This is a genomic window from Robertmurraya korlensis NBRC 107688 (assembly GCF_001591645.1).
Taxonomy (GTDB): Bacteria; Bacillota; Bacilli; order Bacillales; family Cytobacillaceae; genus Robertmurraya_A.
The window spans coordinates 20,925-46,433 of record NZ_BCVH01000030.1; the positions used below are offsets into that span (position 1 = coordinate 20,925).

Genomic DNA, 25,509 nt, shown 5'->3' on the forward strand with positions numbered 1-25,509 from the left:
AATATGGAACAACTCTATCAACCAGTGGAGACTAATGAGTGTAGCAAACTGGAAAAACTAGAAATTGAGCTTCTGTTAGAAGGGATTTATCGTCATTATGGACTGGATTTTAGAAACTATAATTTTTCGAGTGTACGAAGGAGAATATGGCATCGTATTCAATTAGAAAAGCTAACATCAGTTACCTCCTTACTTGACAGGGTGCTTCGTGAACCTCAGATGATGGATAAGTTATTTTCAGACCTCTCTATTAATGTCACGGAAATGTTCCGCGATCCTGACTTTTTCAAGGCATTTCGAATGAGAGTGGCCCCTGTTCTTAAGGAAGTACCGATTATTCGCATTTGGCATGCTGGCTGTTCAACGGGAGAAGAGGCTTATTCTATGGCGATTCTATTGCATGAAGAGGGTCTATTAAAGAAAGCAAAAATTTATGCTACGGATATGAATGAGCGCGTCATTATGAAGGCAAAGTTAGGGCGTTTTCCACTGAATAAAATGCAGGGATATACCAGTAATTATGTTGCCTCTGGTGGAAAGCAGGCTTTTTCAGAGTATTATAAGGTTGTATCTGAGGAGGTTGAGTTTCACCCCTTTTTACGGGAAAATATCATCTTTGCTCAACACAATCTGGTAACAGATAGCTCCTTTAATGAGTTTCATGTCATTATTTGCCGCAATGTCATGATCTATTTTGACCGAGATCTTCAGGATCGGGTACATCATTTGATGTTTGAAAGCCTAGCTCCGTCTGGCTTTCTCGGGTTAGGTAATAGAGAGTCGATATCCTATACAAAGTTTAATCAATTTTATCAAGAGATTGATTCGAATGAAAAAATCTATCAAAAAATGAAACTATAAGGGCGTTAGTGATATGGAAAAGGAAAAAGTAAATATTTTATTAGTAGATGATCGTCCGGAAAACCTGTTAGCTCTTGAGGCTGTTTTAGCTTCTTCAGACTATTCTTTACTAAGTGTTACATCAGGAGAGGAAGCGTTGAAATGTATCTTGCAAAAGGATTTTGCGGTGATTCTAATGGATGTACAAATGCCAGGTTTAGATGGATTTGAAACAGCTAAGTTAATAAGAGCAAGAGAAAAGTCAAAGGATATTCCGATTATATTTATTACAGCATTAAGTCAAACACAGCAGCACGTGAGTCAGGGGTATGCTGTAGGAGCCATTGATTATATTTTTAAGCCATTTTCACCTATTGTTTTAAAAAGTAAGGTAGAAGGTTTTGTAAAGATCTATAACATTCAAAAACAAGTACAGAACCAAAACCAATTAATAAAGAAGCAAGCAGAAGAGTTAAAAGCTGCTTACGATCAGTTAGAGGGATTGGTACAAGAAAGAACAACTGAATTATTAAAAAGTCGAGAGTTCATTAAAGAGTCTGAAAAACTAACGGTAGTAGGCGAATTGGCCGCAGGAATTGCACATGAAATCAGAAATCCTCTTACCAGTTTGAGAGGCTTCACTCAGTTGCTGGAATTCCAAACCGATCTAAAATCAGAATATCTCCCAATTATGATTACGGAAATTGATCGAATCAATACGATTGTTGGGGAGTTATTGTTATTAGCAAAACCAAATAAAGTAGACTTCCGTGAAGTGGAGTTACTTGAGTTGCTTGAGACCATTGTTACCTTTATGAGTGCCCAAGCGAATCTGCATGGTGTGACGATTAGTTTGGAAACAACAATAAATAAACCGATTCTCACTTTTGGATTAGAGAATAAGTTGAAGCAGGTATTTGTAAATATTTTTAAAAATTCTATTGAAGCGATGCCGGATGGTGGAATGATTACTGTCCATTTAACGAAGAGAAATGAGAAAGTACATATTGAGTTTATTGATCAAGGCAAAGGAATTCCTAGCGAGGTTTTGGAGAAAATTGGACAGCCTTTCTTTACAACAAAGGAGGAGGGAACCGGTTTAGGAATCATGGTCTGCCGAAGTATTATTGAGAGTCATAAAGGGGTTATGAACATAGAAAGTGAAGTGGGAAAAGGAACGAAGGTTGAGATTATATTAGATGCTTACGTTCCGACACCACTCTACGCAAAGTAAGAACCTAGAGATATCCCTATTATAATAGTAAAATCTTAGTCTCTTAAAAAAGGATTTTTCCAGCCTTCAAGCGAAACCTAAATAAGAAAGTCTTTTGATAGACAGTCTTATTTAGGTTTTTGTATTTTTTATGCATTGAGGGGGACTTAGATGGAATACGCGTATGAATGGATTGAAACCGAAGAACTCTTACCAGTAAAAATCATTTACCACTCCTACGATGAAGCAGTTTATATTCCAAACCATTGGCATGAGAGCATTGAAATCTCATATGTGCTATCAGGGACGATTGACGATATTTATGTAGACGGAAGAACGTATTCCTCCCGTGAAGGTGACATAGTTGTTATTAACTCAAATTCCATCCATTCTTTTACGGTCGAAAGAGGTACAGGGAGGAGAGCTTTGACGGTCTTTATTCCTCCAGAATTGTTAAAGGAAAAGGGCCTAAAAATAGATGATATCGCTTTTGACTGTGTCTCAATCGGAGAACAGGATGAAGAACGACTCAAGCAGTTTCAAGAGTTACGTATGATTTTAGATAAAATGACTGACACCTACGTGAACAAAGAAAGTGATCATTTTTCTTATGTAAAGCTAACAGCGTTATCGTATGAATTACTATACGTGTTACTGAAGCATTTTCAAGTACCTAAAGATAGCCAACTTGTTATCCATTCGAAAAGGCATCTGGACCGATTGGCACAGATCTTTGATTTTATTAAGGAAAACTATCAACAGAAACTATCTCTATCAATGATTGCCGATGAATTTGGAATCACTTCAGAATATTTATCCCGGTTTTTTACGAAGCATATCGGTGTAACGATTCTGCATTATATCAATGCGGTTCGCCTTGAACATGCACACCGGGACCTAGTGAATACCGACCTATCTATACTAGAAATTGCTTTGAAAAATGGCTTTCCGAATGAGAAGTCATTTAATAGAGTTTTTAAGTCGGTTTATAAGCTTACACCTAGTCAATATCGCAGGGAGTCAAAAGTACCTAATCAAGAATTGACGTTTTTTTAGCTAGAATATGACAAGACGAAATTTCCGATTCCTACTAAAATCAAATTTGTAAGCGTTTTAATTAAACGATTTGTAGGAGGAATTGTCATTGTTAAAAAGAATGAAGAAACACGCAAGGAAGACGTTTTTGTTATCTCTAGTAGCATGTACAGCTTTTTCTTTTAGTAATGGGGTGATGGCGAAGGAAATGAAAACACAACCAACCTCTTATCAAACAGTTACTGAAATTGAAGATTGGGGTCCGGCCATTACGAAGGTGATTGTCGATTTAGGGAGACCTGTTCCAGTTAACTCCGTATCACCAGACACGTTTGATGTACATGTAAAAATTAGCGATCCTCGTTTAGCTAAGCCATTGTTATACCAAGGTGAACGTGAAATTACTCATGCATATGTAGCTGATAAAGACGGGAATCCAGCCGTTGCTACAGGGAAATACGTGGTGTTAGAAATGAAAATCGGTCCGAATGTCCCGTTAAGCATTGCAATGAATTACGATTGGCAGACAACAGGGTTTAATAATTGGACGGATAATGAATACACAATCAAACAGCAAGAAGCTATTAGCACACCAGCGGGGAAAATTTCCGATTTAACGATTGATACATTCTCGGGTGGAGTAAAAGAGCTGGTTGATGAATTCTCTACCGGTGAAGCTACCTATGACGATGTGACACTAACGTATGCGGATTTTGAGCCGAAGAAGGATAACAAGAAAAATCCTCTAGTCATCTGGCTACATGGTGCAGGTGAAGGTGGCACAGATCCAACGATTCCAATTTCAGGAAACAAGGCTGTGAACTGGGCTTCTGATGACATTCAATCCTACTTTGGTGGAGCGTATGTGTTAGCACCTCAAACACCAACGTTCTGGATGGCTGGCGAGACGGGCTTTGGCGATGGAACGTCAAAATATGAAGGTGCATTAATGAGCTTGATTGAAGACTATGTTTCTAACAATAAAGACATCGACACCGACCGTATTTACATCGGTGGTGATTCAAACGGTGGATACATGACGATGCTCATGATTCGTGATTATCCAGAATACTTCGCAGCGGCCCTTCCAACTTGCGAAGCACTAGATGATAACCTTATTACGGATGAGCAAATTGAAAAAATGAAAAACGTACCCACTTGGTTTGTTACAGCTGCAAACGATCCGATTGTACCAGTAAATAAATATACAGTTCCTACATATGAGCGCTTAGTTGAAGCGGGAGCTCCTAATGTACATTTATCTTTATTCGATAACGTGGTAGATACATCTGGGTTGTACAAAAATGAAGACGGAACACCTTACGAGTACAACGGACATTGGTCATGGATTTACGTGTACAATAACGACGTATCGAAAGTAATCGATGGAAAAGAAGTAACAGTCATGGAATGGCTTGCAAGTCAATCAAAATAAATTTGATGAGAGCAGTGTGCTTCTGACAGGAATCACACTGCTTTTATTTGGTATATTAGAACATAGAAAAAGAGTGAGGTGCTTATATGAAAAGCGAGCAACAGTATTTTGAAGAAGGTAAGTCCATCCAATTGTATATGGATGAAATGAGTACTTTGAAAGAAGAAAGCTTTACTGTCTATGAGCAGTTTCAATTGCCTGAAGATGGTTTTGTGGAACAATTACAACAACAATCTCTTCATTTCTTGACGATAACGGAGGATTGGTGTGGAGATGCCATGATGATCAATCCGGTCATTCGTAAGCTAGCCGAAGCGGCAAACATTGATATGCGTGTCACCTTACGTGACGCTGACACCGATTTGATTGACCGACACCTAACAAACGGCGGACGTGCGATCCCTATGATTTTGATTCTAAATGAGCAAGGTGAGCTAGTGGGTAAATGGGGACCACGAGCACCTGAAGTTCAACAAATGGTTGATGAGCTACGTGCCACCCTGCCAGCCAAAGAAGATCCAACTTTTGCGGAAAAACAAAAAGAAGTCTTTGACGCATTGAGAAAAAGCTATGTGGAAAATCACAGCCTTTGGTCATACGTGTATGAAAGCTTTAAAGGAAAAGTATTAGAAATTATATAAGTTTACTCTGTTAATCAACCGGGTACTAGTCTACTACCATCACAAAGGAGGACACATATGGGATTACTTCTTTACTTGATTGTAGGCGGCATCATCGGATGGTTAGCTAGTTTGATTTCTGGAAACAATCTCCCCTATGGTGTAATTGGGAATATTATCTGCGGAATCGTAGGTGCTTGGATTGGTGGAATGCTTCTTGGGGCATGGGGACCATCTTTAGCTGGTATTGCCATAGTACCAGCTTTAATCGGTAGTATTTTGTTTATCTTACTATGGCGGGCTATAGCGAAAATGATTTCGAAATAAAGTAATGAAGACAGTCTTAAGGGCTGTCTTTTTTATTTGCTAAAAGATGGATTTAATTGTGGAATTTGGACAACTTAATATAAATACGTAAAAATAGCTGAGGTGAAAGGGTTACATGATTAAGAGGAGGCATTTTCTATTTAATCTATCAATCATAGCCATTCCATGGTTGTCGTTATTATTTATAGGGAAGAAGAGCTTCAAGCGTTATTCTTTCGCGGGGTTATTTATTGTCGGCTTTGAAATCATTAATCATATTTACGGGCACAGGAGGAACTGGTGGAAGTTTTATGATGGGTATAAATCCTTTTTTAAGGATGAACTTCCTTTTAGTATTGGTCCTTACATGCCTCTTTCTATGTGGTTACTCAAGCATTCGTATGGGAATTTCAAAAAATTTCTGTTACTCAATGTAATTGCTGATGGACTATTTGCTTTTGTGGTAATGGATGTACTAAAGAAATGTAAAATCATCAGTTTGAATGGACTTAATCGTACTCAATTTTTCTTCTATATTCATTTTAAAGCGTATTTATTGTATGCCGTACAGTACTTAACTGAAAAATACAGACGAAGACGCTAATCTCTAAGAAAGAAGGGGAGTGATTCCATCCCCTTCCTATGTCATGCCATATAGTAATCGATGATTTGCTTTAATTCCTCTAAATACAATTTAGCTATTCGGCTAAGTTGTGTTTTTTTATTGACCACCCAGCCGACTGTAATGAGTTCACCTTCTTCAAGGGGGACAGATACAATGTTGGATCCGTTTAAATCCTCACTTAAAATTCCAGTAGATATCGTATATCCATTCAACCCGATTAACAGATTAAAGAGGGTGGCTCGATCACTAACCTGAATGCTTTTTTTACAAGGAAGGGTGCTAAAAATCTCTTCCGAATAATAAAACGAGTTATACTCTCCCTGTTCAAATGTAAGGCGTGGGAACTCCTCTAACTCTTCTAACGTGACCGATGCTTTTTTAGCAAGCGGGTTTTGAGAACTGACAAATATATGGGGCTTGGCTTCAAAAAGAACATGGAAATCTAATCCTTGCTCCTTAAGCAATTGCAACATCACTTTTTCATTAAATGAGCTCACATACAAGATTCCTATCTCGCTTCTTAGATTTTTGACGTCTTCAATGATTTCATAGGTCCTGGTTTCCCTTAATGTAAATTGGTATTTATCTTCGCCATGTTTCTTAATCATACCTACGAATGCGTTCACGGCAAAAGCATAATGCTGGGTAGAAACGGAAAAGAGTTGTTCGGATGGGGCCGTATTAAAGTAACGGCGCTCTAGGAGTTCCGCTTGCTCCACCACTTGCCTAGCGTATCCAAGAAACTCAGCTCCATCTGTGGAGAGAGTAATTCCTGTAGAAGTACGAGTGAAAATGATAATCCCTAATTCCTGTTCAAGCTCTTTAATAGCTTTTGATAAACTAGGTTGCGAGACATATAGTCTACGTGCAGCCTCGTTAATCGAACCACAGGCTACCACTTCTATCACATATTTTAGCTGCTGTAACTTCATCTTTATTCTCCATTTTCTTCTATGTATTCCTGGTGTTATAACTTTTAGTTATAACAACCGATTCCTTTTATCAGTTACACTATAGCACGAAAATCGTGTTAGCATACAAATATTAGAAAAACAGAAAAGAGGGAATAGAATGACAGTAGAAACCAAGGGAAAGAATCAAACGATTTTCCGTGCCGATCAAGTGGGAAGTTTATTACGTTCAGATGCCATTAAAACAGCACGATTACAGAGAGCTGCTGGGGAGATACCATTTGAACAATTAAGAAAGGTCGAGGATAAAGAAATTGCTAGAATCGTAGATAAACAAAAGAAAATCGGCCTTCAGGCTGTGACAGATGGAGAGTTTCGAAGAGCTTGGTGGCATTTTGATTTCTTGGAAAATTTAGTCGGTGTGGAAGGTTTTTGGGCAGGAAGCGGAATTCAATTTCATCAAACACAAACCAAGTCTCGTGCTATTAAAGTAACTAGTAAATTAGATTTCGGACAGCATCCGATGCTTGAAGACTATCAGTATCTTCACCAGGTAGCGGGAGACGCTACGGCCAAGTTTACAATTCCAAGTCCAAGCATGCTTCATTTCCGTGGAGAAGTGGACTCTTCTGTTTATCCAGATGAGGAAGAGTTTTTTGCTGATTTAGCAGCTACATATAAAAAAGGGATTCAAGCCTTCTACGACGCTGGATGCCGTTACTTACAGTTAGATGATACATCCTGGGCTTATTTATGTTCAGAGGAACAAAAGGAGCAGCTCCGCGCAAAAGGATTTAATCCTGAGTACTTAGTTAAGATGTATTTACAGACATTAAACACAGCCGTAGCAGATCGACCGGATGATCTTAAAATAACGATGCATATTTGTCGTGGAAATTTCCGCTCGACTTGGATTTCTTCTGGTGGATACGAACCGGTTGCTGAACAACTATTCGGACACTTGAATATTGATGGGTTCTTTTTAGAATACGACAACGATCGTTCAGGTGGATTTGAACCACTTCGTTTTGTAAACAGGCCGAATCTACAAATCGTTTTAGGTTTGGTAACCTCCAAGTTTGGAGAACTAGAAAACAAGGACGTTATTAAAAAACGCATTGAAGAGGCATCACAATACGTTAATTTAAACCAACTATGCTTGAGTCCTCAATGTGGGTTCGCGTCAACAGAGGAAGGGAATCTATTAACTGAGGAGCAACAATGGTCAAAGCTTCAGCATGTTGTTGAAATCTCTAAAGAAGTTTGGAGATAGGAGGGGAATAAATGCGTATCGTTCACACATCCCAAGTCGTTGCCGAAAGTAAGTTCAATAGATTTCATTTACTTGTATTTCTATGGTGTTTTTATGCCATCGCCTTTGATGGGTTTGATATTGCTTTATACGGGATCGGATTACCGTTAATGATGGAGGACTATGATTTATCCCTTGTCGAGGCTGGAGCGATTGGCAGCTACACGTTAGTAGGGATGATGCTTGGATCCTTCATCCTTGGCTCATTGTCTGACATTATTGGGCGGAAAAGAATATTAGCCATATGTATGCTTTTATTCAGTGTATTTTCCTTATTGGCTGGCCTAGCTCCCGATTCACTTACCTTTACAATTATGCGATTTATCGCTGCCCTTGGGATGGGGGGGCTAATGCCAGCAGTGATTGCGGTTATGACTGAATATTCACCTAAGAAAAGACGAGCAATGATTGTTGCTGCTATGTACTGCGGATATTCCATTGGGGCTATAATAGCATCACTTATCGGTATGTATGTGATGGAAAGTTTAGGCTGGAGATTTTTATATTGGCTAGGAATTATTCCCTTACTGACGCTGCCATTGTTTCTTAAGCAATTTCCGGAATCACTTTCCTATCTTATACTCCGTAATCAAGGGGAAAAGATAGCGAGCATCCTAAACAAAGTGAATCCGACAGGGAATTATCAAGCGACAGACGATTTTGAGTATGTGGCTGTGAAAGAGCGGGCTAAAGGCTTACCTGCAAAAAAACTATTCACTGACAATCGTGTGGTTAGTACATTGGCTTTTTGGACAATGGTGTTTAGCTGTCTTCTTATGATTTATGGCTTAAACACATGGCTACCAAAAATCATGCAAGGGTCTGGTTATGGAATTACGTCAAGCTTATCCTTTAGCCTCGTGTTAGGTGTCGGGCAAATAGGAGGATCCTTATTAGGTGGGTATTTAGTGGATCGGGTCGGTCATCGTAAGGTCTTGCTATTTATGTTTTTACTAGGGGCGATTTGCTTTACTTCTTTAAGTATCACGTCAAATATGTATCTATTATATCTATTAATTGCCCTTGGTGGTGCATGTACGGGTGGTACGCAAAATTTAGTGAACCCATATATTTCAGAATTTTACCCACAGGAAATTCGAACAACAGGGCTTAGTGTAACGGTGGGGATTGGAAGAATTGGAGCGATTTTAGCCCCTCTTATCATTGGTCTCTTGCTAACGACCAATTTGGAACCACAACAGGCATTTATGGCCTTTGCCGTTCCAAGTATTATTGGAGGATTTGCCCTTTTAGCGGTTCAAGAGAAATACGGTAGTTTTGACATGGTACTAAAAACAACAAAGAAGAGTGCATAAAGTTAAAAAACAGAGCTAATGGAAAAAATTAGCTCTGTTTCTTTTTTTTATGAAGCTTGATTCTCTACATGAACTCTTTTAATAAAGATACTAACGATAATCCCAATGACAGCAATGACAATCGCAAAAACAAAGGCATCCTGTACTCCTGAGGTAAAGGCTAGTAATGAATTAAGTGGATTCGCTGCATCCGTTACGTTCATTAGGTAATCTTCCATACCAGACGAGAGAATCGAAATGGCCACGGCCGTTCCAATGGCACCGGCCACCTGCTGTAAGGTGTTCATAATCGCTGTTCCATCAGGATACAGTTCACGCGGTAATTGATTTAACCCATTTGTTTGAGCAGGCATCATAATCATCGAAACCCCAACCATCATCAAAATATGCATGGCAATCAGAAAGGCAGAAGACGTTTCTAAATCAATCGTTGAGAAACCGACTAATGAGCCAGTAACAATCACTAGACCTGGGATAACTAACCATTTTGGACCAAATTTATCAAACAAGCTACCCATAACAGGAGACAATAATCCGTTGATAATTCCACCTGGTAAAAGTAGAAGACCTGCTGCGAATGTACTTAGTGCTAAAGAAGTTTGTAAGTATAGTGGCAACAAAATCATTGACGATAAAATAACCATCATACAAATCAGAACTAATAATAAACCAACAACAAACATTGGGTATTTAAATGCACGAAGATTTAACATCGGTTGGCTCATTTTCGCTTGACGAATACAGAATAGAATCAATCCGATTAACCCAGCTGAGATAGCGGTAATGACCGTAGGATCTCCCCATCCACCGCCTTCTCCAGCGCTACTAAATCCGTAAACAACTCCACCGAATCCAATAGTTGATAAAACAATAGAAAGGATATCGATTTTAGGTTTTGTTGGGGTGGAGACATTTTGCATAAAGGCAATCCCGAAAACAAGGGCGAACACTAAAAATGGAAGGGAAACCCAGAAGATCCAATGCCATGAAAGTGTTTTTAGAATAAGTCCTGACAGGGTTGGTCCCACAGCCGGTGCAAACATAATCACTAGACCCATCAGTCCCATGATTTTCCCACGCTTATACGGCGGAACAATTAATAGAATCGTATTAAACATTAATGGTAGCATTAATGCAGTACCCATGGCCTGAACCACACGAGCCACCATTAATAAATCAAAGGTAGGAGCGATGGCTGCGATAAAAGTTCCGATAATCGATAAGGCTATAGATACAATAAATAATTGTCTTGTAGAAAACCATTGTAAGATTAGACCAGACACAGGAACAAGAATTCCTAATGTTAGTAAGTAGCCGGTTGTGAGCCATTGAACCGTTGTTTCCTTGATAGCAAAGTCTTCTATTAAACTACCTAATGCCATATTCAAGGCTGTTTCACTGAACAACCCGATAAAACCAGCAATTAAGAAAGAGACAAGAATCGGGAGGACTTTATATTCACCCGTTTCTTCCCCTTGAGTTTTACTCATTTGAGTGTCGATATTCATTCTTTTTTCCTCCTAATGGTGCTTTTGATTAAGTAAAGCAGGTATCTGATTAGCAATTATCCGCAAAGTATCCCCGCTTTTATTAGTTAATGATATCGTGATTGCGCCTTCAAGCAGGGCATTGATGGTAACGGCAAGCTCTTGGGCTTTGGTTGTTTTGTAGCCACTTTGTTCAAGCTTTTCAGCGTAAAGATTCTGCCATTCTTTGAAGGTTGATTCACAAGCAAGTCGAAGTGTTTCATGAGTATTAGCCGTTTCTGCAGCTAGTAGGCCGATTTTTAATCCTTCCATCCGATCTTGTGTATCAAAGAACAACGCTATGTTTTTCACATGCTGTTGAAAGGCTTTGACCACATCATCAGCAGAATCTAAATCTTTTCCAGCTGCCTCAAGTACAAGCTTCTTCATCAAGTGAATCGCTTCTAAAGCAATCTCTTCCTTTCCTTTTGGAAAATGGTAATACAGGGATCCCTTTGGTGTGCCACTCTCCTCAATAATTTGATTGATTCCCGTTCCGTTATAACCTTGAGTCTGAAACAGACGAGTGGCTGTTTTTAATATAATCTCTTTTGTATGTTCCTTTTTAATTTTCATGTATGAATACATCCTTTTAGAAATTATAGAGATTGGTCTATATAAATATAGTGATGATTTAGAGTAATGTCAATTACTAAGTTGTATATGTTGTTAACTTATTGGTTTGTAGTGTGGACGGCGAATGTTTGTACAGGTGGGGTAAGATATTACCGATGCATGATTCGGACAGGAGTCAAGGGAAAAAGGAGAAGAGAATCCGAATGGAGTATTGATTCAGACAGGTGAATAAGGAACATGAGAGCAATGTCCGAATGCAGGAAACGTAAAAAGGGATGACACGAACAATCCATTCGTATCATCCCTTCATACATATATTCAGCCATTAGCAACACTTCGTCTGATCGGATCCACTACAGCAAGCGCTATTCTTTTCATCTTTTTCAGTAACTTCTTTGATTTCCACACCACAGCAATCTGAGTTCTTATTGTTTCTTACAAGATTTTTTAAAAAGCTCATTTTGGATTCACCTCCTTTCAAAATTAGGCGTTAGTCGGTGTGACGCAGCAATTTGGATCTTTACGAGGAGCAGGGATAGAGATTTTCTTCGATTCTTCTTTTTCGAAAAACTTCCAGGCGTGTCTAGCACTTCTTTCTACTTCCTGTTGCTTTAGCTTTGCGATTGCGTGATAGTCATGATAAAACATATGATCGTCTCCTTTAATCAAAATATATTGATGTATTAATCAAAAAAAATTGATTTAACCTTTTGAAAGAAAACCTAACAGCAGCTAGGTCTAAACAGGCAGCAAAGCTCAGGGGACAGTAGATGATTGATTTCTTCGGTGTTTACTTGATAATAGCTCCACGTACCTTTTGTTTCTTTTGTGATTAAACCAGCATCAAGCAAAATTTTTAAGTGATACGAAAGCTTGGATTGCGGCATGTCGATCAACTCACTCAAATCACAAACACAGCTCGAATTTTGTTGAACCAAAAGGTGTAAGATGTATAGACGTTTTTGATCTGCAAGGGCTTTAAACTTTGCTTCGTATGTTTCAAGCGTGCTTTGCAGTGGAATTTCTTGACTAGATGGATGGTCTGTACGAGTAAGGTCCGTTATCGGAATGAACTTTTTCACTTTCCGTTCTCCTTTAATCAAAAATACTTGATATACTGTATTATAATTCCAGTAGAGGGAAATTGCAACTGATTTAATCAAAAAAAATTGATTTTATTTTGCCTTTACAAAGGCTTTACAAAAAACCTATTGAGCTATACATATAAGTGTATTATTATATAAGTAATCGATTATATGCTTATTAGTAACAAATATTTGGGAAAGATAAACGTATTCTAATGGCCAATTAGGAGGTGTTTTCATGCAACAGGAATCTGTCATTGAGATTGAAGAAATCGCTACTGTTTTAAAGCTACTAGGAGATAAAACACGATTAACAATGGTAAAATTATTAGATTCTCATGATTGCTGTGTATGTGAGTTTGTTGAAATGTTTAAAACAAGTCAGCCTGCAATTAGCCAGCATGTAAGAAAGCTGAAAGATAAGGGAATTGTTAAGGAATCAAGAAGAGGTCAGTGGATAATTTATTCCTTAAATAAGGAAAGTGAATATTACCCGTTCTTGAAAAATGTGCTGAAATCTTTACCAGATCAAGGCTACAGATTGGATGAATTAGAAAAACAAGGTTTACGTATTTCTTGTTGTGATTAAGGAGGTTCATTGTGACATCTATTGTTTTAGCATCAGTAATTTTTTTACTGACATTAGTTTTAGTTATTTGGCAGCCAAAGGGGTTGTCGATTGGTTGGTCCGCTTGTGGTGGGGCAATCCTGGCATTGCTTGTTGGAGTGGTGGATTTTAAAGATGTTCTTGATGTAACAAGCATCGTCTGGAATGCGACACTAGCATTTATTGCTATTATTATCATTTCTTTAATTTTAGATGAAATTGGTTTCTTTGAGTGGTCGGCACTTCATATGGCTCGTGCCGCAAAAGGAAACGGTGTTCTCATGTTTGTGTATGTTTCCATTTTAGGGGCAATCGTCGCCGCATTCTTTGCAAATGACGGAGCGGCATTAATTCTCACACCAATCGTCCTGGCGATGGTTCGAAACTTACAATTTAACGAGGGTATGGTGTTTCCATTTATTATCGCGAGTGGATTTATTGCTGACACCACTTCGTTACCACTTGTCGTTAGTAACCTGGTGAATATTGTTTCTGCTGACTTTTTTGGCATCGGTTTTGCTGAATTCGCGTCAAGGATGATTGTTCCAAACTTCTTTTCGTTAGCAGCGAGTATTCTTGTTCTTTATCTATATTTCCGAAAAAGTATTCCTAAATCCTATGACTTCACGCAACTGAAAAAACCGGTCGATGCGATACGTGATCAGAAGATGTTCCGTCTCTCTTGGGTTGTGTTAGCGGTTTTACTCATTGGGTATTTTGCGAGTGAGTTTACAGGAATACCTGTTTCGATTGTCGCTGGAATTGTTGCGATTTTCTTCCTCTTTATGGGCAGAAGAAGTCCAGCTGTCAACACTCGAACCGTTGTAAAAGGCGCACCATGGGCCATTGTCTTTTTCTCCATTGGGATGTATGTGGTCGTTTACGGTTTACGTAATGTAGGGTTAACCAATTTATTAGCAGACCTGATACAGGTGACCGCTGATCAAGGTTTGTTTGTAGCCACTGTTGGAATGGGCTTTATTGCTGCCATTTTATCGTCTGTGATGAACAATATGCCTACCGTTATGATTGATGCATTAGCCATTGCTGACACAAATACAACGGGGGTCATTCGAGAAGCACTTATCTATGCGAATGTAATTGGTTCAGACCTTGGGCCTAAAATTACACCGATAGGGTCCCTTGCTACCCTTTTATGGCTACATGTTCTATCACAAAAGGGAGTCAAAATTTCATGGGGCACCTATTTTAAAACAGGTATCATTCTAACCATCCCAACATTATTCATTACACTAGTTGGACTCTATATTTGGTTACTAATCATTCACTAAAAGGAGAATCTAATCATGACGAAAAAAACAATCTACTTTTTATGTACTGGAAATTCTTGCAGAAGCCAAATGGCAGAAGGATGGGCAAAAAAGCACTTAGGTGAAGAGTGGGATGTGAAAAGTGCTGGACTTGAAGCACACGGTTTGAACCCAAATGCAGTAAAGGCGATGCAAGAGGCAGGAATCGATATATCCAATCAAACTTCAGACACGATTGACCCTGAAATCTTAAATAACGCCGATCTTGTGGTGACACTATGTGGGCACGCAGCAGACCATTGCCCAGTAACTCCTCCACATGTAAAGCGTGAGCATTGGGGCTTTGATGACCCGGCTAAAGCAGAGGGAACAGACGAAGAAAAATGGGCATTTTTCCAACGTGTTCGTGATGAAATTGGCGATCGAATCAAAACCTTTGCTGATACAGGTAAATAAGGTTGAAAACCCGGGGGTGATACCATCTCTGGGATGTTTTCTACCTTGTATATAAGTATATGCTTATAACGTTAAAAGGAGTGTTTCTAATGACCAAAGTAGAAATCTTTGACCCCGCACTATGCTGTCCCACTGGAGTATGTGGACCAAGTGTTGATCCGGAATTAACAAGAATGGCCACTTCTATATTTATTTTAGAGAAAAAGGGCTTTGACATTAAAAGGTATAACTTAGCGAGTGAACCTGGAAAGTTTGCTGAAAATACGAAAGTAAATCAGTTTTTGCATGAGAAGGGTCCAGACTCTCTACCGATTACGCTAGTAAATGGACAGGTCACTCAATCAGGCAGCTATCCATCAAACGAACTTCTTGCACAGTGGTTTGGTATTGAAATGAAAGAATTAGAGAAGAAGAAGGTAACCAATAAAATCAACCTAATTTAACCGATGGAAGGTGTAAGGTGATGTTCCAACCATTTGATCCAAAAAGTGCTGTTCATACGCCCTATCTGTTTTTTACAGGAAAAGGTGGGGTAGGGAAAACGTCAACTGCCTGTGCAACGGCTGTCTCGCTTGCAGATGAAGGGAAGAAGGTTCTACTTGTAAGCACGGATCCTGCTTCAAATCTTCAAGATGTATTAGAACTTGAACTTACAAATACTCCAGTAGAAATTCCACAAGTGAAGAATTTATTTGCCTGTAATTTAGACCCTGAACAAGCGGCGAGAGCCTACCGCGAAAAGGTGGTTGGACCGTATCGTGGGGTATTGCCTGATTCGGTCGTAGCAACGATGGAAGAGCAACTATCCGGGGCATGTACGGTGGAAATTGCGGCATTTGATGAATTTACTAGTCTTTTAGCTGATCCAGCGATTGTAAATGCCTTTGACCATATCATCTTTGATACGGCTCCTACGGGCCACACGCTTCGGTTGCTTCAATTGCCGACCGCTTGGAGTGGCTTTTTAGAGGAAAGTACTCATGGTGCCTCCTGTTTAGGTCCACTGTCAGGGCTAGGTGAGAAAAAGGATTTATACGTAAAAACGGTTCAATCGTTATCTGATTCAGCTAAGACGATGCTCATTCTTGTTGCTAGACCAGATGAATCCTCTCTATATGAGGCAAATCGGGCAGCAAAGGAATTAAAGGACATTGGCATACAAAATCAAGCGTTAATCATCAACGGGATTATGCAAACGTATTTTCCTGATGATAAAATTTCAACGGCTTTTTATAAAAAGCAAAGAAATGCGGTAAGTCAGTTACCAGACGAGTTAAAGCAAGCGGTCGTTTACTCCTTGCCGTATGTCTCGTATTCTTTAACAGGATTAGATAATTTACGTTACCTATTGAAGCATTATTCCATTCCACCTGTCCAACCAGTGGGAGAGCGCGAAAAAGGACACAAACTACCAGACTTAGAAAAGCTAGTAAGTGACCTATCTGCTCAACAAACCCGCGTCATCTTAACGATGGGAAAAGGGGGAGTAGGGAAAACAACAATCGCCTCTGCCATTGCAGTTGGGTTAGTGGAAAAAGGGCATAAAGTACATGTAACAACAACAGACCCAGCTGCCCATTTGGAGTTCGTATTTGATAACCAGGAGTACCCCGATCTAACCATTAGTCGAATTGATCCAAAACATGAGGTCGAGAAGTATAAGCAAGAAGTGTTATCGACTGCTGGCAAGGACTTGGATGAAGAAGGTCTTGCTTATTTAGAGGAAGATTTAAATTCTCCTTGTACAGAGGAGATTGCTGTTTTTCGTGCCTTTGCCAAAGTGGTGGACAGATCGAAGGAAGAAATCGTTGTCATTGATACGGCTCCAACAGGACATACCTTGCTTTTATTAGATGCGGCACAGTCGTATCATAAAGAGCTTTCTCGATCAACCGGAGAAGTTCCGGAGAGCGTTCAAAAACTTTTACCAAGACTACGAAATCATCAAGAAACAGCGGTTGTCATTGTGACGTTAGCGGAAGCAACACCCGTACTAGAAGCACAACGTTTACAAGAGGATTTAAAAAGAGCAGAGATTCTCCCACAGTGGTGGGTGATTAACCAAAGTTTATATGCAACAGACACAAAGGACCCGGTGTTAAGGGGACGCGCTATAGCAGAAGAACAGTGGATTCAAAAGGTAGAGGATATATCCTCAAAATGTGCGATCGTTCCACTTATGAATGAAGAGCGCTCAGGTTACGAACACTTAAAAACATTAGTTAAGTAAAAGATATAGGAGAGAGGATGAATACGATGCAAATCACTAATGATGCACGTGATCAATTAAAGCAAGTATTTGCAGATCAAGCGGCCAACGGCATTCGTGTATATTTTGCGGGCTTTGGCTGAGGACGCCCACAAGTAGGACTGGCTCTGGATGAGCCGGAAGAAAATGATAAAGTAGTAACGATTAATGACATTCAAGTAGCCATTGATCCACATATTGAGGATCATATTGGAGATCTTATTTTAGGACTGAACGAAGAGCGAACCGCTTTTGTCCTCGTTGGAAACGAAAGCGATTGTTGCTAACAGGAGGAAAAACCCACATGAGTGAAAAAAACTATCAAGCTTTAATCAAGGATCGAATTTTTATCGGTGGAGCCGACCAAGTCGACGAAGTCATGGAGAATGAAAAGGTTGATGTAATCTATGATTTGCGTGCGGAGGCTCCAACAGAAGAGTCAAAGTATAACCGAATTCATCAGCCCATTGTTGATGATACTGAACATCAAGAAGAGTCTGTAAAAAAAGCAATTGATGAAGTGATCTCTTCCTACAATGAGGGAAAGAAAGTGTATTTCCATTGCGGTGGTGGCAGCAATCGTACAGGTACCATAGCAATAGGGACATTACTAGCATTGGGGCAAGCAGAACAGCTTGAAAAAGCAGAAGAAATAGCTCAAGGTATTCGCCCGAAAATTAAGGTGAAGCCCGAGATGAAGGCAGCTTTGAAAATGATATTTCCAAACGCATAATTGCAAAGAGTGCAGCCTGACTAGTAGTCGGCTGCATTTTTTATGTTTATTAATTTGTGAAGTTATTCACAAAAAATCCATAACTTTGTTGCAATAATTTGAACAGTACCTCGAAGTTATGATATTTGAAATTGAGAATGTTAATCTTAGGATATAGAAATTATATATTTTATTTTGAAAGGAAGATCAATAATATGATTAACAAATGGTGGAGAACTAATAAGTTTGCAGCAGGGATTGTGACAGTGATTCGGTTGTATCTAGGATACGGCTTTTTAACAGCAGGTTGGGGAAAAATAAGCGGAGGGGCATTTGATGCAAGTGGTTTTATTGGAAATGCCATTAAAAATCCAGTGTCAGGGCCAGATGGAAGTGCCGTGTATGGTGCGTATACTTCATTCCTAGAAAGTGTCGCTTTACCGAATGTAGAGCTATTTAACTTTATGGTTCCGTGGGGCGAAGTTTTAGTAGGTTTAGGTTTAATTTTAGGTTGCTTAACGACAGCTGCTTCTTTCTTTGGAATGGTTATGAATTTTTCATTTTTATTAGCGGGTACTGTTTCCCATAACCCTACAGATATCTTAATGGGAGTTTTAATCATTACGGCCGGTGCAAATGCTGGTGTATTCGGACTAGACCGTTACGCATTGCCATATTTACGTAAGTTAACAAACAAAGGAAAAGAAACTAAAGCAGTAACGAATTAATGAAAAAGGGTTGCAATCTTAGGATTGCAGCCCTTTATCTCAGTCGAAGCGGTCCAGTCCATACGTCGCCAAACGGTCAGTTCCGCATTTCTTATATCCAATTCTGTGACCAATTTTCTATATCTCTCATAAGAGGCTCCAAGGCTACTCCCTTATCAGTTAGTGAATATTCAATTCGAACAGGAGTTTCGGGGAACACTTCACGCTTTACAATACCTTCATTCTCCAGATCCTTTAATCGCTCCGAAAGCACACGACCACTTACACCAATGGATGATTCTAGGCTACAAAAGCGCTGTGGGCCACCTAGTAATTGATAAATAATCAAACCCGTCCATCTTTGGCTTAATATACTCATCGCCTTTTCAAATCTAGGGCAAATGGATTTATCCATGACAATCACTCCTTCCTTCTATTATACCCCCCTTTTTTTTATAATTAAATTATTTTTTATAAAATACTTACTTGACGTTTGTTTGTTATAAAAATATAATAACTTACATAAAGTAAGTAACTATAAATTTAATTTAGATAAACAGTAAATGATAAGGTAAATGCCATAGAACATAAGGTGGGGTCAACAAGATATATAAAGGAGAGACTGTAAAATGGGATTTCATCGTGAACCAAATACATTTATTAGCCAAGTCAGTTTAAAAGTAGAAAGCTTGGAACGGTCGCTTACCTTCTACAAGGAGGTTATCGGTCTACAGGTATTACATCAAACAAAAAGTACCGCAGATTTCACAGCAGACGGAAAAACAGTGCTTGTTACTATTCAACAGCCTGATGATGTTGTTCCAAAGCAAGGAAGAACAACAGGCCTGTATCACTTTGCGTTACTTTTACCAACACGTGCGGATTTAGGAAGATTATTAAAGCATTTTCTCCAGGTACGCTATCCATTACAGGGTGCATCCGATCATTTGGTGAGTGAAGCCATTTATTTAGCTGATCCAGATGGGAATGGAATTGAAGTGTATGCTGACAGACCTGCTTCTGGTTGGAGTTGGAATAATGGAGAAGTAGAAATGGCCACGGTCGCGTTAGATGCGGACAGCCTTCTTACTGAGGGAGAAGGCGAAGCGTGGAACGGAATGCCAGCTGGAACGATTATGGGTCATATCCATCTTCATGTGTCGGAGTTACAGAAAACAGAAGAGTTTTATACAAGGGGACTTGGTTTCGAAGTTGTCACTCGTTATGGAGGTCAGGCATTATTTATTTCTACAGGTAAATACCATCACCATATTGGCTTAAACACTTGGAATGGTGTAGGTGCCCCGCCTGCTGCAGAAAACAGTGTTGACATGGAATCTTATACAATGGTGTTTCCGAGCGAAGAAAAGAGAGAGCAGATCATTTCTCAGTTACAAGAATTGGGCGTAACGGTTACGGAGGAAAATGGCGTGTTTGTTACGGCAGACCCTTCGGGAAATCGAATTCGATTAATAATATAAAGACTAAATGCAGTGTACTCCTATAAAGGATGCGCTGCTTTTTTACTTGACAGAAACCTATGAAATTATTATATTAGTAACATACTTTAATGCTAAAAAGCGTTTAAGTAAAATAGTAGAATGTGAATTAGGGTAGTAACGCAGAGCACCCTCGTCCCTATTGACGTAAGGGCTATTTATATTGTTCAAAACCTTATTGGAGGAAAATATCATGAATCTAGAACAAAGCGAACAAAAATTAAAACCGTTAGAAGCGTTTATTATCACCTTGATCGTTATTGGGGGAATTAGCTATTCTCTTATATTCGCTGGTGCAGTTCCTCATATTCCCATTGTTTTAGCGATCATGGGACTGTTTCTTTACGGTATCTATAAGAAGGTCTCCGTTAAAGAACTAGAAGAAGCGATCATTGATGGAGCTAAATCTGGAGCTGGGGCCGTATTTATTTTTCTGTTTATCGGAATGCTCATTAGTAGTTGGATGGAAAGTGGAACGATTCCTACTTTTATCTACTTAGCGCTTGAAGTAGTCAGTGACAAATGGTTCTATGCCATTGTATTTGCGGTGACCGCAATTATTGGCATGAGTATCGGCAGTTCGTTAACAACTGCAGCAACCATTGGAGTTGCTTTTATGAGTGTTTCCACCGCGCTGGGATTATCTGATGCCATAACAGCAGGAGCCGTGATTTCTGGTGCCTTTTTTGGAGATAAAATGTCACCTCTATCAGATACCACCATTTTGGCATCTTCTACTGTTCACGTAGACTTGTTTGATCATATTAGAAATATGGCTTGGACAACGGTCCCGGCGTTTATTTTATCCTTTCTATTATTTGTTATCTTGTCACCATCGGAATCTGCTGCAAGCTTTGCTAATTTAGATCTTTTAAAAGCAAGTTTGAAAGACAATGATCTTGTTCATTGGTACTCCTTGTTACCATTTGTCGTGTTAGCACTGTTAGCTATAAAAAAGGTCCCGGCAATTATCACTTTAGCATCTGGGATTGGCACTTCCCTTATCGTTACGTTATTTTCTCAGAAGGAGATCAGCCTTCAGGGACTAATGAATACGCTTTTTGCTGGATATTCTTCCAATACAGGAGTGGAGGAAATCGATTCGATGCTTTCTAGAGGTGGGATGGAAAGTATGATGTTTTCTGTTTCCCTTATCCTTTTAGCGTTAGCCATGGGTGGTTTATTTTTTAAACTTGGTATCTTACCAGCGTTGCTTGCAGGGATAAGCGGAATGTTAAATAAGGTATGGAGTCTAGTAGTTTGGACAGCGGGAACAGCCATCACCATTAATTTCTTAGTTGGGGAACAATACCTTTCTATCCTTCTAACGGGAAGTTCGTTTAAGGAAAGGTACAAAAAGATGGGGTTACATGGAAAAAATCTTTCTAGAATTCTAGAGGATGCGGGGACCGTTGTAAATCCACTAGTTCCCTGGAGTGTGTGTGGAGTCTTTTTGACGGGAGTATTAGGGGTAGAGACATTATCTTATCTTCCTTTTACGTTCTTCTGTTTGTTGAGTCCGATCATTACCATGGTATTTGGAATGACTGGTTTTAAGCTTTCAAAGGTAGAAGAATAACCTTACAATGAGGATACGACTAATTCCTGAGGAGTGTAAACGATGACGAAGAGAGCTTTGATTAGTATCGATTATACGAATGATTTTGTTGTGGGTGCTTTACCTTGTGGAGAGCCTGGAATAGCTATCGAAGGCGAAATCACCAAGATAACGGAGGAATTTATCAGCAAAGGCGAGTATGTGGTGTTCGCGATTGATCTGCATAAAGAGGGAGATCATTATCATCCAGAAACCGAACTGTATCCTCCTCACAATATCGAAGGTACAGAAGGTAGGCATTTATATGGTTCATTAAACGCGTTGTATCTCCAGTACAAGGAGAAGGAACATGTGTATTGGATGGATAAAACACGCTACAGTGCTTTTGCTGGGACGGATCTAGAAATCAAGCTAAGAGAGCGCGGCATCACAGAGGTCCATTTAGTGGGTGTTTGCACAGATATTTGCGTGTTACATACAGCTGTGGATGCTTATAACAAGGGCTTTAAAATCGTCATTCATGAAAAAGCTGTTGCAAGCTTTAATCAAGCCGGACATGATTGGGCGTTAGGACATTTTAAAGGAAGCATGAATGCAAAGATCTTATAGCTTGCTCCTTAGTGCTGAAAATATAGCAATAACTCGAAGGTTACTGTTACAATCATAAGTATTTTGCCCCCGAAGATAGGGGGTTTTTCTATGTGACTTTATTCCATATAAAACGTATAAGTTGTTATAGAGAGAGATTCATTGTATAATTCATTTCATAACTATCACGTGACGGTTTGGAGGGACTCCATTGGGACTGAGAAATTGAGAATTGGCGAATTAGCTGAAATAGCAAAGGTTACAAAAAGAACCATTGACCATTATACCAATCTAGGACTGTTAAAAGTAGAACGTTCCACTTCAAATTATCGATACTATGATAAGTCTGCTATTGAGCGACTTCATTTTATTGAAAAATGCAAAAAAGACGGAATGTCACTTGAAAAAATAAAAGAAACAGTTGTAGAAAAGGATGCAGAAGAGATCGATGTTCTTGAACTCAGATTGAAGATTCAAGGATTAGAGAAAGAGGTCACAGATGTATTGGCTCATCTTGATCAAAAGGATTTAAAAAATATAAAAAAGAATGTGTCGAATGAGAGTCTTTCATTAATACAGACACTTTTGTTATTAATACATTAAACTTTTGTTTTACTATACTGGGAGGTGTAGGTCTTACTTAGTAAGACCGATCGTTGACGACTGTAAATTTACTTTTGATTGCTTTATTAATTGCTTTAACTGCTTTTTTCGTAGCTACAGAGTTTGCTATTGTTAAGATTCGTGTATCAAGAATTGATCAATTGATTGCTGAAGGGAAAAAGGGAGCACTATCTGCTAAAAAAGTGGTGACGCATTTAGATGAGTATTTATCTGCATGCCAATTAGGGATTACGATTACTGCTTTGGGATTAGGGTGGCTAGGTGAACCAACGGTTGAAAAAATACTCCATCCATTATTTGAGCATTTCCATATAAATGTTTCTTTGACAGAAATTTTATCATTTGGAATTGCTTTTGCCTTAGTTACATTTTTACATGTGGTTGTAGGTGAACTTGCACCCAAAACTTTTGCGATCCAAAAAGCAGAGACCGTTACTTTATTATTTGCTGGAGCGATCATTTGGTTCTACCGAATCATGTACCCGATTATCTGGTTCTTAAATGGTTCAGCACGTAAGCTGGTGGGGCTTTTCGGATTAAAGCCTGCTTCTGAACATGAATTAGCTCACTCCGAGGAAGAATTAAGAATCCTTTTATCCGAGAGTTATAAAAGTGGAGAAATTAATAAAAACGAACTAAAGTACATGAATAATATTTTTGAATTTGATGAGAGAATTGCGAAAGAGATCATGGTCCCTCGAACAGAGATGGTTTCTATTTCAATCGATGAAACATATGCCAATATATTAGCAACCATTAAGTCAGAGAACTATACTCGTTATCCGGTTGAAAACGGTGATAAAGATAATATCGTTGGCTTTATTAATGTAAAAGAATTATTAACTGCTGATATTTCAGAGGAAGAGAAACGGGAGGGCTTTGAAGTTCAGCATTATATTAACCCGATCATTCGTGTGATTGAGACGGTTCCTATTCACGATTTATTGGTAAAAATGCAAAAAGAAAGAACACATATTGCGATATTAATAGATGAATATGGTGGGACATCTGGTATTGTAACGGTTGAGGATATCTTAGAAGAAATAGTCGGGGAAATCCGCGATGAGTTTGATGAAGATGAACTACCTGACATTCGAAAATTGAAAGAAGACCACTATATCGTCGATACTAAACTATTAGTTGAAGACGTGAATAATCTGTTAAACACATCCTTATCCAATGAGGATGTGGATACGATTGGTGGGTGGTTCATGACACAGAACATGGAATCACAGATTGGCTCAGAAATAGAAGCGGAAGGATATGTGTTTAAAGTCCAGAAGAAGGATGGACACCATATTCAATATTTAGAAATTATAAGAGCATAATAGTATAATAGTGTAGGACTTGGATTACTTTCCAAGTCTATTTTCAATTTTTATTAAGGAGTGAGTTGGTGGAAGAAATATTAATCATAGTAAAATATGCATTTTTAGGAGCGCTACAAGGTTTTACAGAACCTATTCCAGTTTCCTCTAGTGGACACTTGGTGCTCGTTCAAGAGTTTTTAGGAATCCAAGTGGCTGAAGGGGATTTTAGCTTTGAAGTATTAATGAATTTTGCATCACTTTTGGCTGTATTACTTATTTACCGAGAGGATCTTATAAGACTAGCGAAAAACGGAAGCAAATATATGGTTAAAAGGGATCCAAGTGATAAGAATGATTTTCTTTTTATCGTTTATTTAATCATTGGTACGATTCCTGCTGGTGTGATCGGGATCCTGTTGGAAGATACAATCTCTAGTTATTTCAGAGGAATTGCTCCGATTGGTGGAGCTTTAGTAGTAACAGGAGTAGCCCTATGGTTGATTAGAAATCTTAAGGGAACAAAAGGCGACCGAGGCTTAACGGTTAGAGATGCGCTTATTGTTGGGTTCGCTCAAGCGGTTGCGTTAATTCCCGGAATAAGTCGCTCGGGTGCAACGATTGTTGCTGCGATGGGAATAGGGATGAAAAGAGAAACAGCCTTACGATTCTCCTTCCTTCTATATATTCCCGTTAGCTTAGGAGCGATCGTGTTAAAAGTTGGCGACATGCAATTGGGAGAAATGTTCATACCTTATTTCGTGGCGTTTGTGATGTCACTCCTGTTATCCTATTTCTCATTAAAATGGTTTATGGGGATTATGGAGCGAGGGAATCTGAAGTATTTCGCTTACTACTGTTTTATTGTGGGACCGTTGGTGTTGGTATTAGCCCAGTTTTCATAATAGGATCTGAAAGACAGAAGGATATTGGATCAATGAGGTTCATCAGGCTGATGAGGATCAAAAGGAGCGGTGAATCTGTTGGAAAAGAAGTTCATTGGGCTTATGAAGATCAAAAGGAGCGGTGAATCTGTTGGAAAAGAAGTTCATCGAGCTGATGAAGATCAAAAGGAGCGGTGAATCTGTTGGAAAAGAAGTTCATCGAGCTGATGAAGATCAAAAGGAACGGT

29 protein-coding genes are annotated in these 25,509 nt (G+C 39.1%); 22 read left to right on the forward strand and 7 right to left on the reverse strand.

Going from position 1 to position 25,509, the window contains the following annotated elements:
• Positions 1-3: 3 nt before the first annotated feature.
• The 7 genes from BKO01S_RS22005 (at position 4) to BKO01S_RS22035 (ending at position 6,053) form a co-directional block, all read left to right on the forward strand.
• On the forward strand, positions 4-861 hold the full coding sequence (locus BKO01S_RS22005; RefSeq protein WP_066059699.1) for a CheR family methyltransferase: 858 nt from the start codon (positions 4-6) through the stop codon (positions 859-861).
• 13 nt (positions 862-874) lie between these two features.
• On the forward strand, positions 875-2,074 hold the full coding sequence (locus BKO01S_RS22010; protein WP_066059700.1) for a response regulator: 1,200 nt from the start codon (positions 875-877) through the stop codon (positions 2,072-2,074).
• A 150-nt stretch (positions 2,075-2,224) separates the two neighbouring features.
• Positions 2,225-3,109 carry an AraC family transcriptional regulator gene (locus BKO01S_RS22015; RefSeq protein ID WP_066059702.1) on the forward strand — a complete coding sequence of 295 codons (885 nt, stop codon included), beginning with the start codon at positions 2,225-2,227 and terminating at the stop codon, positions 3,107-3,109.
• Positions 3,110-3,197: 88 nt separating this feature from the next.
• The gene (locus BKO01S_RS22020) at positions 3,198-4,523 is read left to right on the forward strand and encodes a prolyl oligopeptidase family serine peptidase (RefSeq protein WP_066059704.1); all 1,326 of its coding nucleotides are present in this window, start codon (positions 3,198-3,200) and stop codon (positions 4,521-4,523) included.
• 86 nt (positions 4,524-4,609) lie between these two features.
• Complete coding sequence (locus tag BKO01S_RS22025) at positions 4,610-5,164, forward strand: thioredoxin family protein (protein ID WP_066059705.1); 555 nt, start codon at positions 4,610-4,612, stop codon at positions 5,162-5,164.
• A gap of 57 nt (positions 5,165-5,221) precedes the next feature.
• A complete protein-coding gene (locus BKO01S_RS22030; RefSeq protein WP_066059707.1) occupies positions 5,222-5,470 on the forward strand; it encodes a GlsB/YeaQ/YmgE family stress response membrane protein in 249 nt (82 codons plus the stop codon).
• Positions 5,471-5,585: 115 nt separating this feature from the next.
• Entirely contained in the window at positions 5,586-6,053 is a 468-nt protein-coding gene (locus BKO01S_RS22035; protein ID WP_066059709.1) for a hypothetical protein, read from the forward strand.
• 41 nt (positions 6,054-6,094) lie between these two features.
• Here the strand turns inward: BKO01S_RS22035 and BKO01S_RS22040 are convergent, their stop codons facing one another.
• The gene (locus BKO01S_RS22040; RefSeq protein WP_066059710.1) at positions 6,095-7,006 is read right to left on the reverse strand and encodes a LysR family transcriptional regulator; all 912 of its coding nucleotides are present in this window, start codon (positions 7,004-7,006) and stop codon (positions 6,095-6,097) included.
• A 139-nt stretch (positions 7,007-7,145) separates the two neighbouring features.
• Here BKO01S_RS22040 and BKO01S_RS22045 point away from each other — a divergent pair, with 139 nt between their 5' ends.
• Both BKO01S_RS22045 and BKO01S_RS22050 read left to right on the forward strand, forming a co-directional pair.
• The gene (locus BKO01S_RS22045; protein ID WP_066059712.1) at positions 7,146-8,258 is read left to right on the forward strand and encodes a 5-methyltetrahydropteroyltriglutamate--homocysteine S-methyltransferase; all 1,113 of its coding nucleotides are present in this window, start codon (positions 7,146-7,148) and stop codon (positions 8,256-8,258) included.
• 11 nt (positions 8,259-8,269) lie between these two features.
• Positions 8,270-9,613: an MFS transporter gene (locus tag BKO01S_RS22050; protein WP_066059714.1), complete on the forward strand. Its 1,344-nt coding sequence runs from the start codon at positions 8,270-8,272 to the stop codon at positions 9,611-9,613.
• 47 nt (positions 9,614-9,660) lie between these two features.
• Here BKO01S_RS22050 and BKO01S_RS22055 read toward each other — a convergent pair whose 3' ends face one another.
• From BKO01S_RS22055 to BKO01S_RS22065, 5 genes are all read right to left on the reverse strand, one after another.
• Complete coding sequence (locus BKO01S_RS22055; protein ID WP_066059752.1) at positions 9,661-11,103, reverse strand: DHA2 family efflux MFS transporter permease subunit; 1,443 nt, start codon at positions 11,101-11,103, stop codon at positions 9,661-9,663.
• A gap of 30 nt (positions 11,104-11,133) precedes the next feature.
• Positions 11,134-11,715: a TetR/AcrR family transcriptional regulator gene (locus BKO01S_RS22060; RefSeq protein ID WP_066059716.1), complete on the reverse strand. Its 582-nt coding sequence runs from the start codon at positions 11,713-11,715 to the stop codon at positions 11,134-11,136.
• Positions 11,716-12,040: 325 nt separating this feature from the next.
• Positions 12,041-12,175 carry a hypothetical protein gene (locus BKO01S_RS25095; protein WP_269748567.1) on the reverse strand — a complete coding sequence of 45 codons (135 nt, stop codon included), beginning with the start codon at positions 12,173-12,175 and terminating at the stop codon, positions 12,041-12,043.
• Between the two features lie 23 nt (positions 12,176-12,198).
• The gene (locus tag BKO01S_RS24500; protein WP_157077435.1) at positions 12,199-12,363 is read right to left on the reverse strand and encodes a hypothetical protein; all 165 of its coding nucleotides are present in this window, start codon (positions 12,361-12,363) and stop codon (positions 12,199-12,201) included.
• Positions 12,364-12,437: 74 nt separating this feature from the next.
• A complete protein-coding gene (locus BKO01S_RS22065; RefSeq protein WP_066059753.1) occupies positions 12,438-12,737 on the reverse strand; it encodes an ArsR/SmtB family transcription factor in 300 nt (99 codons plus the stop codon).
• Between the two features lie 301 nt (positions 12,738-13,038).
• Here BKO01S_RS22065 and BKO01S_RS22070 point away from each other — a divergent pair, with 301 nt between their 5' ends.
• The 7 genes from BKO01S_RS22070 (at position 13,039) to BKO01S_RS22100 (ending at position 18,822) form a co-directional block, all read left to right on the forward strand.
• A complete protein-coding gene (locus BKO01S_RS22070) occupies positions 13,039-13,389 on the forward strand; it encodes an ArsR/SmtB family transcription factor (protein ID WP_066059719.1) in 351 nt (116 codons plus the stop codon).
• A gap of 11 nt (positions 13,390-13,400) precedes the next feature.
• On the forward strand, positions 13,401-14,699 hold the full coding sequence (locus BKO01S_RS22075) for an arsenic transporter (protein WP_066059721.1): 1,299 nt from the start codon (positions 13,401-13,403) through the stop codon (positions 14,697-14,699).
• A gap of 15 nt (positions 14,700-14,714) precedes the next feature.
• On the forward strand, positions 14,715-15,134 hold the full coding sequence (arsC, locus tag BKO01S_RS22080; protein WP_066059723.1) for an arsenate reductase (thioredoxin): 420 nt from the start codon (positions 14,715-14,717) through the stop codon (positions 15,132-15,134).
• A gap of 89 nt (positions 15,135-15,223) precedes the next feature.
• Positions 15,224-15,577: an arsenite efflux transporter metallochaperone ArsD gene (arsD, locus tag BKO01S_RS22085; protein ID WP_066059725.1), complete on the forward strand. Its 354-nt coding sequence runs from the start codon at positions 15,224-15,226 to the stop codon at positions 15,575-15,577.
• A 20-nt stretch (positions 15,578-15,597) separates the two neighbouring features.
• A complete protein-coding gene (gene arsA / locus BKO01S_RS22090; RefSeq protein WP_066059726.1) occupies positions 15,598-17,364 on the forward strand; it encodes an arsenical pump-driving ATPase in 1,767 nt (588 codons plus the stop codon).
• Positions 17,365-17,686: 322 nt separating this feature from the next.
• Positions 17,687-18,115 carry a protein-tyrosine phosphatase family protein gene (locus BKO01S_RS22095; protein ID WP_066059729.1) on the forward strand — a complete coding sequence of 143 codons (429 nt, stop codon included), beginning with the start codon at positions 17,687-17,689 and terminating at the stop codon, positions 18,113-18,115.
• A 194-nt stretch (positions 18,116-18,309) separates the two neighbouring features.
• Positions 18,310-18,822: a DoxX family membrane protein gene (locus tag BKO01S_RS22100; protein ID WP_066059731.1), complete on the forward strand. Its 513-nt coding sequence runs from the start codon at positions 18,310-18,312 to the stop codon at positions 18,820-18,822.
• A 91-nt stretch (positions 18,823-18,913) separates the two neighbouring features.
• On the opposite strand, the gene BKO01S_RS22105 is transcribed toward BKO01S_RS22100, so the two are convergent.
• Positions 18,914-19,216, reverse strand: coding sequence for a winged helix-turn-helix transcriptional regulator (locus BKO01S_RS22105; protein WP_066059733.1), 303 nt, complete (start codon positions 19,214-19,216; stop codon positions 18,914-18,916).
• A 214-nt stretch (positions 19,217-19,430) separates the two neighbouring features.
• Between BKO01S_RS22105 and BKO01S_RS22110 the strand changes: the two genes are divergently transcribed.
• The 6 genes from BKO01S_RS22110 to BKO01S_RS22135 all read left to right on the forward strand — a co-directional run bounded on the left by BKO01S_RS22110 (position 19,431) and on the right by BKO01S_RS22135 (position 25,282).
• Positions 19,431-20,282, forward strand: coding sequence for a VOC family protein (locus BKO01S_RS22110; protein WP_066059736.1), 852 nt, complete (start codon positions 19,431-19,433; stop codon positions 20,280-20,282).
• Positions 20,283-20,493: 211 nt separating this feature from the next.
• Positions 20,494-21,879: a Na+/H+ antiporter NhaC gene (gene nhaC / locus BKO01S_RS22115; RefSeq protein WP_066059738.1), complete on the forward strand. Its 1,386-nt coding sequence runs from the start codon at positions 20,494-20,496 to the stop codon at positions 21,877-21,879.
• A gap of 42 nt (positions 21,880-21,921) precedes the next feature.
• On the forward strand, positions 21,922-22,467 hold the full coding sequence (locus BKO01S_RS22120) for a cysteine hydrolase family protein (protein WP_066059739.1): 546 nt from the start codon (positions 21,922-21,924) through the stop codon (positions 22,465-22,467).
• A gap of 141 nt (positions 22,468-22,608) precedes the next feature.
• Positions 22,609-23,049 carry a MerR family transcriptional regulator gene (locus BKO01S_RS22125; RefSeq protein ID WP_232311297.1) on the forward strand — a complete coding sequence of 147 codons (441 nt, stop codon included), beginning with the start codon at positions 22,609-22,611 and terminating at the stop codon, positions 23,047-23,049.
• Between the two features lie 53 nt (positions 23,050-23,102).
• Positions 23,103-24,398, forward strand: a complete 1,296-nt coding sequence (locus BKO01S_RS22130; RefSeq protein WP_066059741.1) for a hemolysin family protein — start codon at positions 23,103-23,105, stop codon at positions 24,396-24,398.
• Between the two features lie 68 nt (positions 24,399-24,466).
• Complete coding sequence (locus BKO01S_RS22135) at positions 24,467-25,282, forward strand: undecaprenyl-diphosphate phosphatase (protein WP_066059743.1); 816 nt, start codon at positions 24,467-24,469, stop codon at positions 25,280-25,282.
• The last annotated feature ends 227 nt before the right edge of the window (positions 25,283-25,509 follow it).